13 protein-coding genes and 1 tRNA gene are annotated in these 14,184 nt (G+C 66.2%); 8 read left to right on the forward strand and 6 right to left on the reverse strand.

The annotated features are described in order from the left end of the window. The first annotated feature begins 86 nt into the window (after positions 1–86). Both ACT6UX_RS09035 and ACT6UX_RS09040 read left to right on the forward strand, forming a co-directional pair. Positions 87–914 carry a hypothetical protein gene (locus ACT6UX_RS09035; RefSeq protein ID WP_444774817.1) on the forward strand — a complete coding sequence of 276 codons (828 nt, stop codon included), beginning with the start codon at positions 87–89 and terminating at the stop codon, positions 912–914. Positions 915–926: 12 nt separating this feature from the next. Continuing rightward, positions 927–2,210, forward strand: coding sequence for an MFS transporter (locus ACT6UX_RS09040; RefSeq protein ID WP_444774818.1), 1,284 nt, complete (start codon positions 927–929; stop codon positions 2,208–2,210). 3 nt (positions 2,211–2,213) lie between these two features. Here the strand turns inward: ACT6UX_RS09040 and ACT6UX_RS09045 are convergent, their stop codons facing one another. Next, positions 2,214–4,004 (reverse strand): peptide ABC transporter substrate-binding protein, encoded by a 1,791-nt coding sequence (locus ACT6UX_RS09045; protein WP_444774819.1) that lies wholly within the window; start codon positions 4,002–4,004, stop codon positions 2,214–2,216. Between the two features lie 125 nt (positions 4,005–4,129). Between ACT6UX_RS09045 and ACT6UX_RS09050 the strand changes: the two genes are divergently transcribed. Both ACT6UX_RS09050 and trpS read left to right on the forward strand, forming a co-directional pair. Next, positions 4,130–4,564: a lysozyme inhibitor LprI family protein gene (locus tag ACT6UX_RS09050; protein WP_444774820.1), complete on the forward strand. Its 435-nt coding sequence runs from the start codon at positions 4,130–4,132 to the stop codon at positions 4,562–4,564. A 114-nt stretch (positions 4,565–4,678) separates the two neighbouring features. Beyond that, the gene (gene trpS / locus ACT6UX_RS09055; protein ID WP_444774821.1) at positions 4,679–5,752 is read left to right on the forward strand and encodes a tryptophan--tRNA ligase; all 1,074 of its coding nucleotides are present in this window, start codon (positions 4,679–4,681) and stop codon (positions 5,750–5,752) included. A gap of 3 nt (positions 5,753–5,755) precedes the next feature. Here the strand turns inward: trpS and ACT6UX_RS09060 are convergent, their stop codons facing one another. Continuing rightward, positions 5,756–7,507 carry a heparinase II/III family protein gene (locus ACT6UX_RS09060; protein ID WP_444774822.1) on the reverse strand — a complete coding sequence of 584 codons (1,752 nt, stop codon included), beginning with the start codon at positions 7,505–7,507 and terminating at the stop codon, positions 5,756–5,758. Between the two features lie 187 nt (positions 7,508–7,694). On the opposite strand from ACT6UX_RS09060, the gene ACT6UX_RS09065 reads away from it, so the two are divergent. Together ACT6UX_RS09065 and ACT6UX_RS09070 are read left to right on the forward strand one after the other, a co-directional pair. Then, positions 7,695–8,156 (forward strand): Hsp20 family protein, encoded by a 462-nt coding sequence (locus tag ACT6UX_RS09065; protein ID WP_444774823.1) that lies wholly within the window; start codon positions 7,695–7,697, stop codon positions 8,154–8,156. Positions 8,157–8,190: 34 nt separating this feature from the next. Beyond that, a complete protein-coding gene (locus ACT6UX_RS09070) occupies positions 8,191–8,412 on the forward strand; it encodes a hypothetical protein (RefSeq protein WP_422008793.1) in 222 nt (73 codons plus the stop codon). A 33-nt stretch (positions 8,413–8,445) separates the two neighbouring features. On the opposite strand, the gene ACT6UX_RS09075 is transcribed toward ACT6UX_RS09070, so the two are convergent. The 4 genes from ACT6UX_RS09075 to ACT6UX_RS09090 form a co-directional block, all read right to left on the reverse strand. Continuing rightward, positions 8,446–8,916: a PTS sugar transporter subunit IIA gene (locus ACT6UX_RS09075; RefSeq protein WP_444774824.1), complete on the reverse strand. Its 471-nt coding sequence runs from the start codon at positions 8,914–8,916 to the stop codon at positions 8,446–8,448. A gap of 123 nt (positions 8,917–9,039) precedes the next feature. After that, complete coding sequence (rpoN, locus tag ACT6UX_RS09080; RefSeq protein WP_444774825.1) at positions 9,040–10,578, reverse strand: RNA polymerase factor sigma-54; 1,539 nt, start codon at positions 10,576–10,578, stop codon at positions 9,040–9,042. Positions 10,579–10,662: 84 nt separating this feature from the next. Beyond that, positions 10,663–11,286, reverse strand: a complete 624-nt coding sequence (locus tag ACT6UX_RS09085) for a ribonuclease D (RefSeq protein ID WP_444774826.1) — start codon at positions 11,284–11,286, stop codon at positions 10,663–10,665. A 25-nt stretch (positions 11,287–11,311) separates the two neighbouring features. Then, positions 11,312–11,396 (reverse strand) — tRNA-Leu (locus ACT6UX_RS09090). A 134-nt stretch (positions 11,397–11,530) separates the two neighbouring features. On the opposite strand from ACT6UX_RS09090, the gene ACT6UX_RS09095 reads away from it, so the two are divergent. Then, positions 11,531–12,484 (forward strand): complex I NDUFA9 subunit family protein, encoded by a 954-nt coding sequence (locus ACT6UX_RS09095; RefSeq protein ID WP_444774827.1) that lies wholly within the window; start codon positions 11,531–11,533, stop codon positions 12,482–12,484. A 254-nt stretch (positions 12,485–12,738) separates the two neighbouring features. Continuing rightward, entirely contained in the window at positions 12,739–14,181 is a 1,443-nt protein-coding gene (locus ACT6UX_RS09100) for an NAD(P)-dependent oxidoreductase (RefSeq protein WP_444774828.1), read from the forward strand. Positions 14,182–14,184 lie beyond the last annotated feature (3 nt).

Consider the following 14,184-nt stretch of genomic DNA (forward strand, 5'->3'; position numbering starts at 1 on the left):
CGAGACCGTTGTAATACTCAAGGGGATACTGAACACTAAGCTCAACCCATCCAATCTCAAAGCTCTACCACGTCGTTCAAAATTCGATGTTCTTCAGCCGGCCCGACCTCAAGCCTCTCAACATCGATCTCATTTCGATCGAGGGCGGTGGCAGTTGTCCCTCTCAATTCTGGGGGCAGACAGCCGATGGACGCTCCCTCTACATCCGGTACAGGGGCGGCCATTTCGGCGTGGAGTGCGAAGACGTCAAACTGATCGATGCTTGCATCGGCCCAGGATTGCACGGCGACCTGCTGGTGGAGCAAGCATGCGATCTGGCCGGCCTCACAGTTCGCGGGAAGCGGCTGGTCCTTTCGGAAGAAGCGCGGCTCGAAGCGGCAGAACATGGACCCATTCTCGATTGGTCGGGGCGAACGACTTACTGGGAGAGACATTTCCAGGGCGCGCCGGCACAGGCCCTGCACTTCATCGATACCCTCCAGCTTCGCCATCCCCTTGGCGTTCTGCTGGAGATTTATTTCGAAAGCCTGCCACTGAAGGGCAAAGACACTCGCGGTCTCTTCCGCGCTTGCCGTTTGCGCAAGAGGTTATCGGAATGTCCGGACCTAGGCGCGGTTGTCTTCGGTGTCGAGGCAGACGATCAGAAAATCGCCGGCATCGTGGAGAGCCGTGACGTCAAGCTGAGCGCCGTGGCGACTGCGTTCCGATACTCGATGCATTTCACCTATCGCTTCTGGAATCCCATCAGGAAGAAATCCGGTTTCTCCTGGGAAGAGGCTGGCCGCGACGAAGACGACAGGTGGCCGTTGCGGGGATCGGTGCGCGCGGATTTCGCAACCCAGGATTCCGACGCCAGGGCATTCGTGGATACCGTTGTGCCCGTCGCCGAGGCATGCTTCCCAGAGCCTGCATAAGAGAGGAAGCGGATGCCACGCACGCGTTACCGCTGGTTCATCGTCTTCCTGCTGTTCGCGATCACGGTCGTGAACTACATCGACCGCGCCGCCCTCTCCTACGCCATCCCCATGATCCAGCGCGATCTCGGCCTGTCGCCGGCGGAGACCGGCGGGATCCTCGGCGCCTTCGGCCTGGGCTATGCCGTCACCACCCTGATCGGCGGCTTCGCCGTCGACCGCTATGGCGCCCGGCTGGTGCTCACGATTGCAGCCGTGCTGTGGAGTCTGTCCATCGGGGCGACCGCGCTGGCGACCAGTGTCACCATTCTCTACGCGGCCCGTGTGCTGCTGGGTGTCTCGGAAGGCCCCAACTTCCCCGCCCTGACCGGCGCGGTCAGCCACTGGCTGTCGCCGCATGAGCGGGCGACCGCGCTGGCGAATGCGCTGGTGGCCGTGCCTCTGGCACTGGCGATCGGCGGGCCGCTGGTGACGGTGCTTCTCGGCTGGCTCGACTGGCGCCTCACCTTCGCCGCCCTGTTCGTTCTGTCCGCCGGCTGGATCCCGCTCTGGTACTTCTTCTTCAGGGACGACCCGTCACAATCGCGCTTCGTGAACGCAGCCGAACTGGCCCATATCCGCAAGGCCGATCCCGGTGTCACGGCCGCGCCGCACGCCGTGCTGAAATCCTGGCCCGAGCCCGGCGTGCTGAAGGAACTGCTGACCAACCGCACGCTTCTCGCGAATTACTGGGCGTTCTTCGTCTTCGGCTACTTCCTGTTCTTCTTCATGAGCTGGCTGCCGAGCTACCTGGAGCGCAAGTACGGGCTGAACCTCGCCGCCGTCGGCCTGTTCTCGGTCCTGCCCTGGCTGTCCGCCGCGTTCCTGCTGTGGGCCATGGGTCGCTGGTCGGATCATCTGCTCAAGACCACGGGCAGCATGCGCATCTCACGCTCTTACCTGATCGCCGGAAGCCAGTTCGTGGCGGCCGTCGCGGTCATACCGGTGGCGCTCACCGACAACCTCACCGTCGCCATTGCCGGCATCACCCTGGCCGTCGCGGCCTCGATGGGCGCCAACGCGGCCTACTATGCGGTGAACGTCGACATCGTGCCGCAGCGGGCCGCGACGGCGCTCGGCATCATGGATTTCGCCTTCGCCATCGCCGGCTTCCTGGCGCCCGCCATCACCGGCTGGGTGCTGAACCTGCGCGGCTCCTTCGCCGACGGCTTCCTGCTGATGACCGCGCTCGCGCTTTCCTCGGTGATGGTGGTCCTTCTGTTTCACCATCCCGACCGCGACCGCGCCAGGGTCTGAGGATCAACCCTCGCGATACCAGTTCGCGAGGTCCCACGTGTTGTTGTCCCAGCCGCTGATCTCGAGCGCGAGGTCTGAGGCGGCAGCGGCGGCGTTGGGCCGCATGACCAACGGGATCACCACGTAGTTCTCGATCACCAGCTCGTTGCACCGGATGAGCAGGGCGGCCCGTTTCACCGGGTCGAGCTCGACCTGGGCCGCCTTGTGCGTCTCGTCGTATTCCTTGTTCTGCCAGCGCGTGATGTTACGGCCCTGCCACTTGTTGTCCTTCGTGGCGGCCTCCCAGGAGCAGAACTGGCGCAGGAAGACCTCGGGATCGGGCGCGTTCATGCCGTTGCTGTATTCCTGAAGGTCGGCATAGAACTTGGTGTAGGTGTCGGGATTGGCGACGTCGGAGGAGAAGAACACCGAGGCCGTCACCGACTTCAGCTCCATGTCGATGCCGGCCCGCTGCGCCGCCTGCTTGATGATCTGCTGCGTCTTCTGGCGCGGCTGGTTGATCGAGGTCTGGTAGACGAACTTCAGCCTCTTGCCGTCCTTGACCCGCACGCCGTCGGCGCCGCGCACCCAGCCGGCCTTGTCGAGCACGGCATTGGCCTTGTCGACGTTGAACTCGTAGGACGTCCTGGTCGAGCGGAAGCGCTCGGGGTTGTTGATGTAGTTGGCCGTCGCGATGCCGATGCGGCCGTAGATGTGGTCCTGGACCGACTTCTTGTCGACCACCAGCGAGAGCGCCTCGCGCACGGCGCGGTCCGACAGGACCGGATGCTTGGTCTTGAGGCTGGACCGCTCGCCGTCGACCTCGGTCCACGGATCGGTGGTGTTCAGCTGCATGTGCTCGATGCCGCCACCCAGGGTGACGATGACCCGTCCCTTGCCGCCCTTCTCCATGCGCACGAGGATCTCGTCCTCGACCTGCAGGTTCCAGGCGAAGTGATATTCGCCGGTCTGCAGCACCGCGCGCGCCGCCGACACCGCATCGCCGCCGCCCTTCATCTCGATCGCGTCGAAATGCGGCCGGTTGGGTTCGTGATAGTCGGTGTTGATCTCACCGGTGACGAGATCGCCCGGCTTGAAGTCCTTGAACTTGTACGGACCGGTTCCGACCGGCTTCAGGTTGGTCGGCGCCTCGCGCGATTTCGCACCCCTGTAATCGCCGAACAGATGCTTCGGGATGATGCAGCCGGCCCAGCCGACGAAGGTATCGGCCCAGAACGGGGTCGGCTGCTTGAACCTCACACGCACGGCATGGTCGTCGACCTTCTCGACCGTGACGTCGCGATAGGAGCCGTTCGACACCGTCGCCGTGGCCGGGTCGCTGGAATATTCCCAGGTGAAGACGACGTCGTCCGCGGTGAACGGCCTGCCGTCGTGCCAGCGCACGCCGCGCTTCAGCTTCCATACGACCCAGAGGCCATCCGCCGACAGCGTGCCGTCGGCGCGGTTGGGGATCGCGGCCGCGAGCTTCGGCCTCAGATTGCCGTCACGATCCCACGCCGCCAGCGGCTCGTAGAAGATCCGCGAAGCGTCCTGGTCCTTGGTGCCGACCGCGAAGTGCGGATTGAGGAGCGTCGGTCCCTGCCACCACATCACCTTGAGCAGGCCGCCGCCACCGCGCCTGGTGGGCTTGTAGACCGGCCTGGATTGCGCCACCGCCAGGCCGGAGAGCGCCAGCAGCTGGGTCGCCATCGGCGCGGTCAGGCCCGCCGCCGTCAGGCGCCGGATGAAGCCGCGGCGCGACAGGCGGCCGGCTTTCACCTTGTCGACGAGACTCCTCAAGCCACGCTCGTTCATCGATGCCTCCATCGCGATCGTCGAAGCTACCCTGGCGCTCCTGCTATGCTGCAAGATGCGTGCAATTCGATGGGAACAGCCGGAGCCGGCATCGTCAACCGCGATTGGGCAATCGAGGACACAACATGATCAATCCGACGAGGGCCATGAGCCTGTGCGCCGCTCTGGCCGCCACGCTCTCCAGCCTCGTGGCAACCGTGTCTCTCGCCGCGGACCCGCCCGCCAAGGACTGCAATCAGGAGCCGGACTACAAGGAAATGGTCGTGTGCCATACGCGTGACACGGAAACGAACATCGCCAAGGTCGCGCAAGCGTACGAACTGCTCATGAAAAGACTGGGCACCTCGCCCGCCGCGGAAACGCTCGGCCAATCCCAGAAGGCCTGGCTCGAATATCGATCCAGCTACTGTGACTTCATGGCCTTGGCGAACGAGGGCGGCAGCATCGTGCGGCTGACCCGAGTCAAATGTTACGGGGCCATTGCGAAGGCCCGCCTGCATGAGCTCGAATACCAGGTCGACTGCAAACAAGGTGACTTCGGCTGCTTCTGGCAGCGCTGAACGCCTTGATTACCCGTCAAGTCTGCGCGATACCCGCGCGCCCCTGGCCTTCCACCGGCGGGGTGCGCGGAGGTCCAAACCCCGCGCCATCGACCTGACCCGGAGTCCACATCCATGACCGACACGACGACCGCCGCCGCCGGCGCGCCCAACCCGCATCTCGCCGCTTACGAAGCGCGCGGCCTCAAGGGCCGGATCCTTTCGGGGGTGCAGCCCACCGGCAATCTCCATCTCGGCAACTATCTCGGCGCGATCCGCAACTTCGCGCGCCTGCAGAACGACTACGAATGCCTCTACTGCGTGGTCGACCAGCACGCGATCACCGTGTGGCAGGAGCCGGCCCAGCTCGCCGCGCAGACGCGCGAGATTGCCTCGGCCTTCCTCGCCGCCGGCGTCGATGGCACGAAGCAGATCGTGTTCAACCAGTCGATGGTGCCCGAGCACGCGCAACTCGCCTGGATCTTCAATTGCGTCGCCCGCATGGGCTGGATGAGCCGCATGACGCAGTTCAAGGAGAAGGCCGGCAAGGACCGCGAGAACGTGTCGCTCGGCCTGTTCGCCTATCCGGCGCTGATGGCGGCCGACATCCTGATCTACAAGGCCACGCACGTGCCGGTCGGCGAGGACCAGAAGCAGCATCTCGAGCTGACGCGCGACATCGCCATCAAGTTCAACAACGATTTCACCCAGCCCGACTTCTTCCCGATCACCGAGCCGCTGATCTTTGGCGCGGCGACGCGCGTCATGAGCCTGCGCGACGGCACCAAGAAGATGAGCAAATCCGATCCGTCGGATTACTCGCGCATCAACCTCACCGACGATGCCGACGCGATCGCCCAGAAGATCCGCCGCGCCAAGACCGATCCGCTTCCGATGCCCGACACGCTGGAAGATGCCGAGAAGCGGCCGGACGCCGACAATCTGCTGGGCATCTATGCTGCCCTCGCCGACCAGGAGAAGGACGCCGTGGTCGCCCAGTTCGCCGGCAAGCAGTTCTCCGAGTTCAAGACGGCGCTGACCGAGCTGGCGGTCGCCAAGCTCGGCCCGATCGGCGCGGAGATGCAGCGGCTGATGAAGGACCCCGGCCATGTCGACGGCGTGCTGCGCAACGGCGCCCAGCGCGCCCGCGCCATCGCCGCGCCGATCCTCGACGAGGTCTACCGCGCGGTCGGCTTCCTCAAGCCGTAATCGTCAGCCTTCCATGCGCGTGAGGGCCCACTTCACGGTGGTGCCCTCCGGTGGGACCTGGCCAACCAGAACGATCTGCTCGGTGCGGCGCACGCGGCCCTCCTCGCCGAGATAGATGCTCTCGGCCAGGCCGATGCCCGCGCCGGTCGCGCGCAGCCGCCAACCGCGACCGCTCGGCAGCCGCATCAGGACGGCCTGCCCGCTCTGAGCCAGGGTCGCCTTCACCGTCGGATGCAGGTGGAAACGCACGATGTAACGCCGGTCCGGCACGGTGACCGGCCGGCCCTCGTAGCCCAGGAACGAATCCTCGCCGCGCAGGTCGCCGCCGTCGGGCGACAGCCACAGGCGCCGGCGATGGATGATGCCGTAGAGCGAGCGGTAGCCGTCGTGGCACATGTCGAGCCACTGGGCGCCGGCATCGTCGGCCCGATCGATCAGCACGTTGCCCGCCCGATACTCGAGCGCGCCATGGTTGGTGATCTCGGTCGAATTGACGTCGTCGACCACCGCCGTCGAATGCGCAGCCGTGAAGCGCATGAAGTGCTGCCAGTCGCGCGGCGCACCGGGATAGGTGCCGCAGTTCACGACCAGCCGCTCGTGCGCGGCGCTCATCTCGAAACTGAGCGTGCCCGCATGGGCGATGCCGTCCATGCCGCGGCCGGGCGGACTGCCGGCATCGGCGATCACCAGCGAAGTGCCGGCGGCCAGCCGCTGAAAGCCGCTCGCCAGCGCCATCGCAGGCGCGACCTCGCCCGAGCCGGTGCGCGCCAGCGCGAGATCGATCAGGCGGCGGTCGCCCTCCCACGTGCCGTTGAAGAGGGCGAGACCCCCGTCGCCGTGGCGGAAGAAGCGCAGCATCGGCGCCATGCGGTCGATCGCGGCGACCAGTTCGGCCGGGGCTCGGCGCTCGGCCGAAGCGAGAGCCGCCCGCACGTCGATCAGGTGGCGCAGGACGGTCAACTGCAGGTGGGGGGCGCGTTCCGAGACGATGCCGTCGTGCAGCACATAGCGCTTCACGAACTTCGAAAGCCGCGTCAGCGACTGCTCGAGGCTCTTCTCGAAATGCTTACCGTCGCGGATGAAGGCCAGGTCGGCGTAAATCAGCGCCTTGTACACGGCGATCGCCTCGTGGCCGATCATGCCGCGGCGCGCGATGCGGCGCAGATGCACGCGCTGACGACCGAGCGAGAAGACGAAGCGAGCCGCGAAGCCAGGATCGGCCGCCGCCGCCATCCATTCGTAGTGCCGGATCCAGGCGACCATGCGCGCCGCCAGCACGTCGCGCTTCCAGGTCACCGGCGACCAGCGCCATTCGCGGTTGGTCCAGTCGTCGACCAGGCGCACCGCGAGCGTCGCACCGTGCGGATCGCCATTGTCGCGCAGGTCGCGCAGCCAGCCGAAGCCGTTCAGCGCATCGAGCCAGAGCGGGGCAGCACCGGCGCGCTGCCATGGCGGATCGTCCGAATCGGGCAGTACCGTGCCGGCGGTGCCGCCGGCCGCGAACTCGCCCGTTTGCAACAGGCGTTGCCCGGCCACCGGATCGCCCGGCCAGGAATCGGCGGCGACGGCGAAGAAACTGCGAGGAGTGGCGTAGCCTAGAGTCAGGGAATAGAGGGAGGAGCCGAGAAGCCAGCGGCCGAAGGCGCGGCGCTCCCCTTTCGCGCCGGCAGACGGGCGGGTCGGAACCGAGCGGATCGGGCGGGCGCCGGAGACCAGAGGTTCCCCGTGCCGTCGTGTGTCAGCGACCAAGGTCATCTTTTCGTTCTTTGGCCCGGGGACTCGAGCAGCCGGGCGGTGGAGGGGTTTGGGATATTTTAGCCCAGCCTGAGCCCTCTGGCGATGGCCCGGTGGGACTTGAACGCCGGCCCTTGCATCCCAAATTCATTCCAAGGGAAGGCCCGCATGGGATTCCCTGCCACTCGCTCCATGGGAGGGGGGTCATATGAGTCGCGTATCGATGTTCAATTCGCCCTTGTTACTGGGTTTCGACCAGCTCGAACGGACGCTCGATCGGCTGGCCAAGAATGCCGAAGGCTATCCGCCCTACAATATCGAGCGGATCGGTGAAAACGGTCTGCGGATCACCCTTGCCGTCGCCGGCTTCACGAGCGACGGGCTCACCATCGAACTCGTCGAGAACCAGCTGACCGTCCGCGGACGGCAGGCAGACGAGGGTGGCCGCGTCTATCTCCACCGGGGCATCGCCGCCCGCCAGTTCCAGCGATCCTTCATGCTGGCTGACGGAATCGAGGTAACGGGCGCCCGTCTCGACAACGGACTTTTGTCCATCGACCTGGTGCGACCGGTCCTCGAACCCCGCATTCGAACCATCCGCATCGACGCCGGCGGCCCGGCCGGCGGTGCGGACCAGACGATCGATATCACCGCGCGTCGCAGCCGCTGAGACGGAGCGCGTTGACGCTGCCAAGGAGGTAGCCATGGAAAACGATGTTGTGATGTTCACCCCTCTCGCCGACGAGGCGTTCCTCAGCCTGGGCGCCGAGCACATCGCCTATGTGAAGGAGATCAGCCTGCCCGATGGCGCCCACGCCATCGGCATCTTCTCCGCCGACGGCAAGCCGATGGCTTCTGCCCCGTCGGTCGAGATCGCGCAGGCGCTGATCCGCCAGCACGAACTGGAGCCCGCGCTCGTGCACTGAGGAGTGGCTTCGGAAATCTGAAGGACTGGCGGTTCAGGCCGCGCTCTGGGCCTGGACCGTCTCGATCAGCAGCGCGTAGAGCGCTTCGGGATTGTCCGTCGCCCGCAACTTCTCGACCAGGCTGCGGTCGCGCAGCAGGCGCGACACCCGCGCGAGGGCCTTGAGATGATCGGCCCCGGCGCCTTCGGGCGTCACCAGCAGGAACACGATGTCCACCGGACGCTCGTCGATCGCATCGAAATCGACGGGCTGGGCCATGCGGGCGAACAGGCCGAGGGGTTTCGTCATGGTCGACAGGCGACCGTGCGGAATGGCGATGCCGCCCCCGATGCCGGTCGATCCCAGACGCTCCCGTTCGAGCAGGCGGTCGAACAGCTTGCGCTCGTCGACGTTGAAAAGGCCAGACGCACGGCTGGCGAGTTCTGCCAGCAACGCCTTCTTCCCGGTTGCCTTGGCGCTGGCCAGGACGGCATCCGGGCCGGTCAGCAAATCGGCGATTTCCACAATGTCACCAATGGGTTAGCGAGCGCGAACTTTGGCGGCCCGGCGAGGGGTGCGCCCCTATAGGCGCCTCCCCCGACCGGGTCAAGCCGTGGTTCGGAAGCACGCTGGCCCGCCTGGCGGCCGTCAGTCGGCCGGACCCGTCATCGCCTGCGCAGCGATGGCGGCATTGGACAGGACCGAGGGGATCTGGCGGCTCATTCCCAGGCGGCCGAGGCGACGGCGCTCGGCCGACGAGGGAATGCGCATGGCCTCTCGGTACTTGGCGACCGTGCGGCGTGCGATCTCGATGCCCTCGCCCTTCAGCAGGTCGACGATGCGATCGTCGCTGAGCGGCTGGTGGGCATTCTCGCCGCCCACGAGAAGCCGGATGCGCGACCGCACCGATTCCGAGGAGACGACGACACCCGGCGTGCGCGCCGGCAGCGCCGAAGTGAAGAAGTACTTCAGCTCGAAGATGCCGCGCGGCGTGTTGATGTACTTGTTCGAGGTGACGCGGCTCACCGTGCTCTCGTGAAGCTCGGTGGCGATCGCGATGTCGCGCAGCACCAGCGGCTTGAGCGCGCTGACACCATGGCGGAAGAACCCGTCCTGCTGCCGCACGATCTCGCGCGCGACCTTGAGGATCGTGGTGGCCCGCTGCTCCAGCGTCTTCACCAGCCAGTTGGCCGTCTGGAACCGTTCGGCGACGAAGTCGCGGTCGGGCTTGCCGCGGGCGCCCTTCATCAGCGTGGCGTGGTAGTTGCGGTCCACCAGCACCTTGGGCAACGCATCGGTGTTGAGCTCGATGTGCCAGCCTTCCTCGCCGGTCTCGGGATCCTTGGCCGGCGTCAGGTAGAGATCGGGCTGCACCGGCTGGATCGGCTCGAAGTCGAAGGCCTGGCCGGGACGCGGGTCGAGCGTGCGCAGCTCGGACAGCATGTCGCGCAGATCCTCGTCGTCGACGCCGCAGCGGCGGCGCAGCTGGCCCAGCTCGCCCGCGGCGACCAGATCGAGATTGTCGAGCAGCGCCTTCATCGCCGGGTCGAGTCGATTGCGCTCGGCCAGCTGCGCCCCCAGACACTCGGCGACGGTGCGCGAGAACAGGCCAGCCGGCTCCATCTGACGCAGGCGCGCCCAGATCTTCTCCACGACCGCGATGTCGGTCGCGACGGCTTCGGCCACGGCGGCGGGCTCGATGCGGCAGTAGCCGGCCTCGTCGAGACCCTCCGCGATCTTCAGGGCGATGCGGCGCTCCGCCGGATCCTGGAACAGGATTTCGAGCTGCTCGAGCACATGGACCGCCATCGACCGCGGACGTTCGGCCACGAAATCGAGAGCGTCAGGCGCATCTTCGCGCTGGCCGACACGGCTCGCGGCGGCATCGCCGCCCCGGTCGGCATGTTCGCGGGACCAGCGATCGTCCGCCTCGGCGAGGGCCGGTGCCGCGGCCGCCAGGGCGTCCGCCGTATCTCCGCCGGCCTCCAGGACTGGAGCCTCGTATTCGGCCGCCGGGCCCTCGTCGGAAGCTCCCTCCGAGAGCAGCGGATTCTTTTCCAGCTCCTGTTGAATGAACGCCGCCAGCTCCAGGTGCGAAAATTGCAGCAGCTTGATGGCCTGCTGGAGCTGTGGCGTCATCGCCAGGGTCTGGCGTGACGCAAGGATTAGGCTCGGACCAATACGCATGACACCCCACCCCTGAAGGTCGCTGGACCTCCCCGATGGGCAATCTAGAGCAAGAACCGTGCCAATGTCAGCACGGGCGAGCTCTCAGTGCGCGAATATGTCGGTTTCAGGCCACCCGGCAACGTCCAGACGGGCGCGGGTGGGCAGGAAGGCGAAAGCGGCCTCCGCCAGTTCGCGACGCCCTTCGCGCTCCAGGAGCACGTCGAGCTTGGCCTTCAGCGCGTGCAAATGCAGAACATCTGAAGCGGCGTAGGCAAGTTGCTCGTCCGTGAGGCTGTCAGCGCCCCAGTCCGAGGTCTGCTGCTGCTTGGAGAGATCGACGCCGAGCAGTTCCCGGCACAATTCCTTCAGACCGAAACGATCGGTGAAGGTGCGGACCAGCTTGGCCGCGATCTTGGTGCAATAGACGGGCTCGCAGCGCACGCCCAGCGAATGCTCGAGCACGGCGATGTCGAAACGGCCGAAATGAAAGAGCTTGAGCACAGTCGGGTCGGCGATCAGGGCGGCGAGCCGCGGCGCCTTGGCAGCACCCTTCGGCGCCCCGCGCGGAATCTGGACCAGATGGGCATTGCCGTCACCGCCCGAAAGCTGAACCAGGCAGAGCCGGTCGCGATGGGGATTGAGACCCATGGTCTCGGTATCGATCGCTACCACCGGGCCAAACGAAACGTCCGCGGGAAGATCGCCGCGGTGAAGGCTGATCGCCATTATTGGGTGCTCCGACTGACCTGCATGGTGCCCAGGAGAAGACTCGAACTTCCACGCCTCGCGGCGCTAGTACCTGAAACTAGTGCGTCTACCAATTCCGCCACCTGGGCACGGCATGCGGTCTAGTGCGGGCGCTGAGTTAGGGCCGTGCCGCGCCGATGTCAACCTCGCAGGACGCTCCCGCTACACTTGCGAGCACGCTTCGCCCTTGAACCTTCATGGGTTTGGGCTATAGGCAGCATCCATGAGCATCAAGCAGGTCACGGTCTTTGGCGGCAGCGGCTTCGTCGGCCGCGCCATCGTGCGGGCACTGGCGCAGGACGGATACCAGATCCGCGTGGCCTGCCGGCGCATCGAGCTCGCGGAGCGGATCAAGACCGCGGGTGATGTCGGCCAGATCACCATCCTGCGCACCAACCTGCGCAATCCCGCCTCAGTCGCGGCCGCCGCCTCCGGCAGCCAGGCCGCGATCAACGCCTCCGGCATCGCCTTCCAGCGCGGCCGGCAGCGCTACGAGGCCGTCCATGTCGCGGGCGCGCGGGCGATCGCGGACGCCGCCAAGGCGGCGGGCGTGCAGCGCCTGGTGCACATTTCCGGCATCGGCGCGGACCAGCGCAATTCGACGAACAAGTATGTCCGCTCCAAGGTCGATGCCGAGGATGCGATCATTGCGGGCTTCCCGGATGCCACGATCCTGCGCCCGAGCGTGGTCTTCGGGCCGGAGGACGTGATGTTCAACCGCATGGCACAGATCGCCGCCAAGGCGCCGTTCGTGCCCGTGGTCGGCGACGGCTCGGCCAAGGTCCAGCCGGTCTATGTCGGCGATGTCGGCGCCGCTGCCGTGGCGGTGCTGGCGCGGCCCGAAACCGCCAAGACCGTGTTCGAACTCGGCGGCCCGCGCGTCTACACTTATCGCGAGATCGCCGCCCTCGTGCTGCGCGAGATCGACCGCCACAAGCGCATCGTCGGCGTCCCGGCCGGCCTGATGAAGATCGCGGGGTTCTTCGCGGAATTCCTGCCCGTACCGCCGCTCACCCACGACCAGGTCGACCTTCTGGTCGCCGACAACGTCGCCCGACCCGGCGCGCCTGGACTTGCCGAACTCGGCATCGCGCCGACCACCGCCGAGGCCATCCTGCCGATGTACCTCGACCGCTACCGCATCGGCGGCCGCTACAACCGCCACGCTCCCGCCTGACATCAAAATAAAGGCGTCATCGATGCCGTCTATGCTTGCCCAGAGCCATTAGTCCATTTTCGGTATCATTTACCTGCGGATCTCTCGGTAACATTCCAACGAAGGCGAATCTCTCACCGCACTACCGCTTATTAGGTCAATAATATTGACTAACGTTTCGCGGCATGATTTAACGTGTGCAAGAACGCAGCAAAGGCGCGGTCGGCGCGCTTCTTGCGTAATAAAATTTCACAATTTGTCCGAGGAGGCCGGGGATGGCCGAGAGGATGCTGAAGTTCGTCGGAACGCCGCAAGCCATGCCCGACAAGCGGCCGGCAGCCGAACGCCGCCGCGACTTCGACGAGATCTATGAGGGTTTCGCCAAGGAAAAGGCGGCCGAGCAGGCGGCGCGCTGCTCGCAATGCGGCGTGCCCTTCTGTCAGATCCATTGCCCGCTGCACAACAATATCCCCGACTGGCTGAAGCTCACGGCCGAAGGCCGGCTCGAAGAGGCCTACGAACTCTCCTCCGCGACCAACAATTTCCCGGAGATCTGCGGCCGCATCTGTCCGCAGGATCGGCTGTGCGAAGGCAATTGCGTCATCGAGAAGGGATTCGAAGCGGTCACGATCGGCTCGGTCGAGAAGTACATCACCGACACCGCCTGGCAGCGCGGTTGGGTGAAGCCGATCCAGCCGCGGCGCGAGCGCTCCGAGAGCATCGGCATCGTCGGCGCAGGCCCGGCCGGCCTCGCCGCGGCGGAGCAGCTTCGCCGCAAGGGCTACCAGGTCGCGATCTACGATCGCTACGACCGGGTCGGCGGGCTGCTGATCTACGGCATCCCGAACTTCAAGCTCGAGAAGGAGATCGTGCAGCGCCGCGAAACGCTGCTGCGCGACTCGAAGGTCACCTTCCACCTGAACTGCGAAGTCGGCCGCGACGTTTCGCTGGAGGAACTGCGCGCGCGTCACGGCGCCGTGCTGATCGCCACCGGCGTCTACAAGGCGCGCGACATTGCCGCCCCCGGCGTCGGCCTCGCGGGCATCGCCCCGGCGCTCGACTATCTCACGGCCTCGAACCGCCAGGGACTGGGCGACACCGTTCCCGCGTTCGAGTCGGGCACGCTGAATGCCGCCGGCAAGAACGTCGTCGTGATCGGCGGCGGCGACACGGCGATGGATTGCGTGCGCACGGCCGTGCGCCAGGGCGCCAAGTCGGTGAAATGCCTCTATCGCCGCGACCGCGCCAACATGCCGGGCTCGCAGCGCGAGGTGAAGCACGCCGAGGAGGAAGGCGTCGAGTTCGTCTGGCTGGCCGCGCCGCAGGCCTTCCTCGGCAAGGACAAGGTGAGCCACGTCCGCACCGTGCGCATCCATCTCGGCATGCCCGATGCCTCGGGCCGCCAGACCCCGCAGGAGATCCCCAACAGCCACGTCAACATCGAGGCCGACCTCGTGTTGATGGCGCTGGGCTTCGATCCCGAGGACCTGCCGGCGGCAATGAGCGCGCCGGACCTCGGCGTCACCGGATGGAACACGCTCAAGATCGACTGGAAGAGCATGATGACCAGCCTCGACGGCGTGTTCGCCGCCGGCGACATCGTGCGCGGCGCCTCGCTGGTCGTCTGGGCGGTGCGCGACGGCCGCGATGCCGCCGAGCGCATCCACGCTCACCTGACCACCAAGGCGCTGGCCGCTCAGCGCATCGCCGCGGAGTAGACC

This window comes from Reyranella sp. (assembly GCF_052439685.1).
Taxonomy (GTDB): Bacteria; Pseudomonadota; Alphaproteobacteria; order Reyranellales; family Reyranellaceae; genus Reyranella.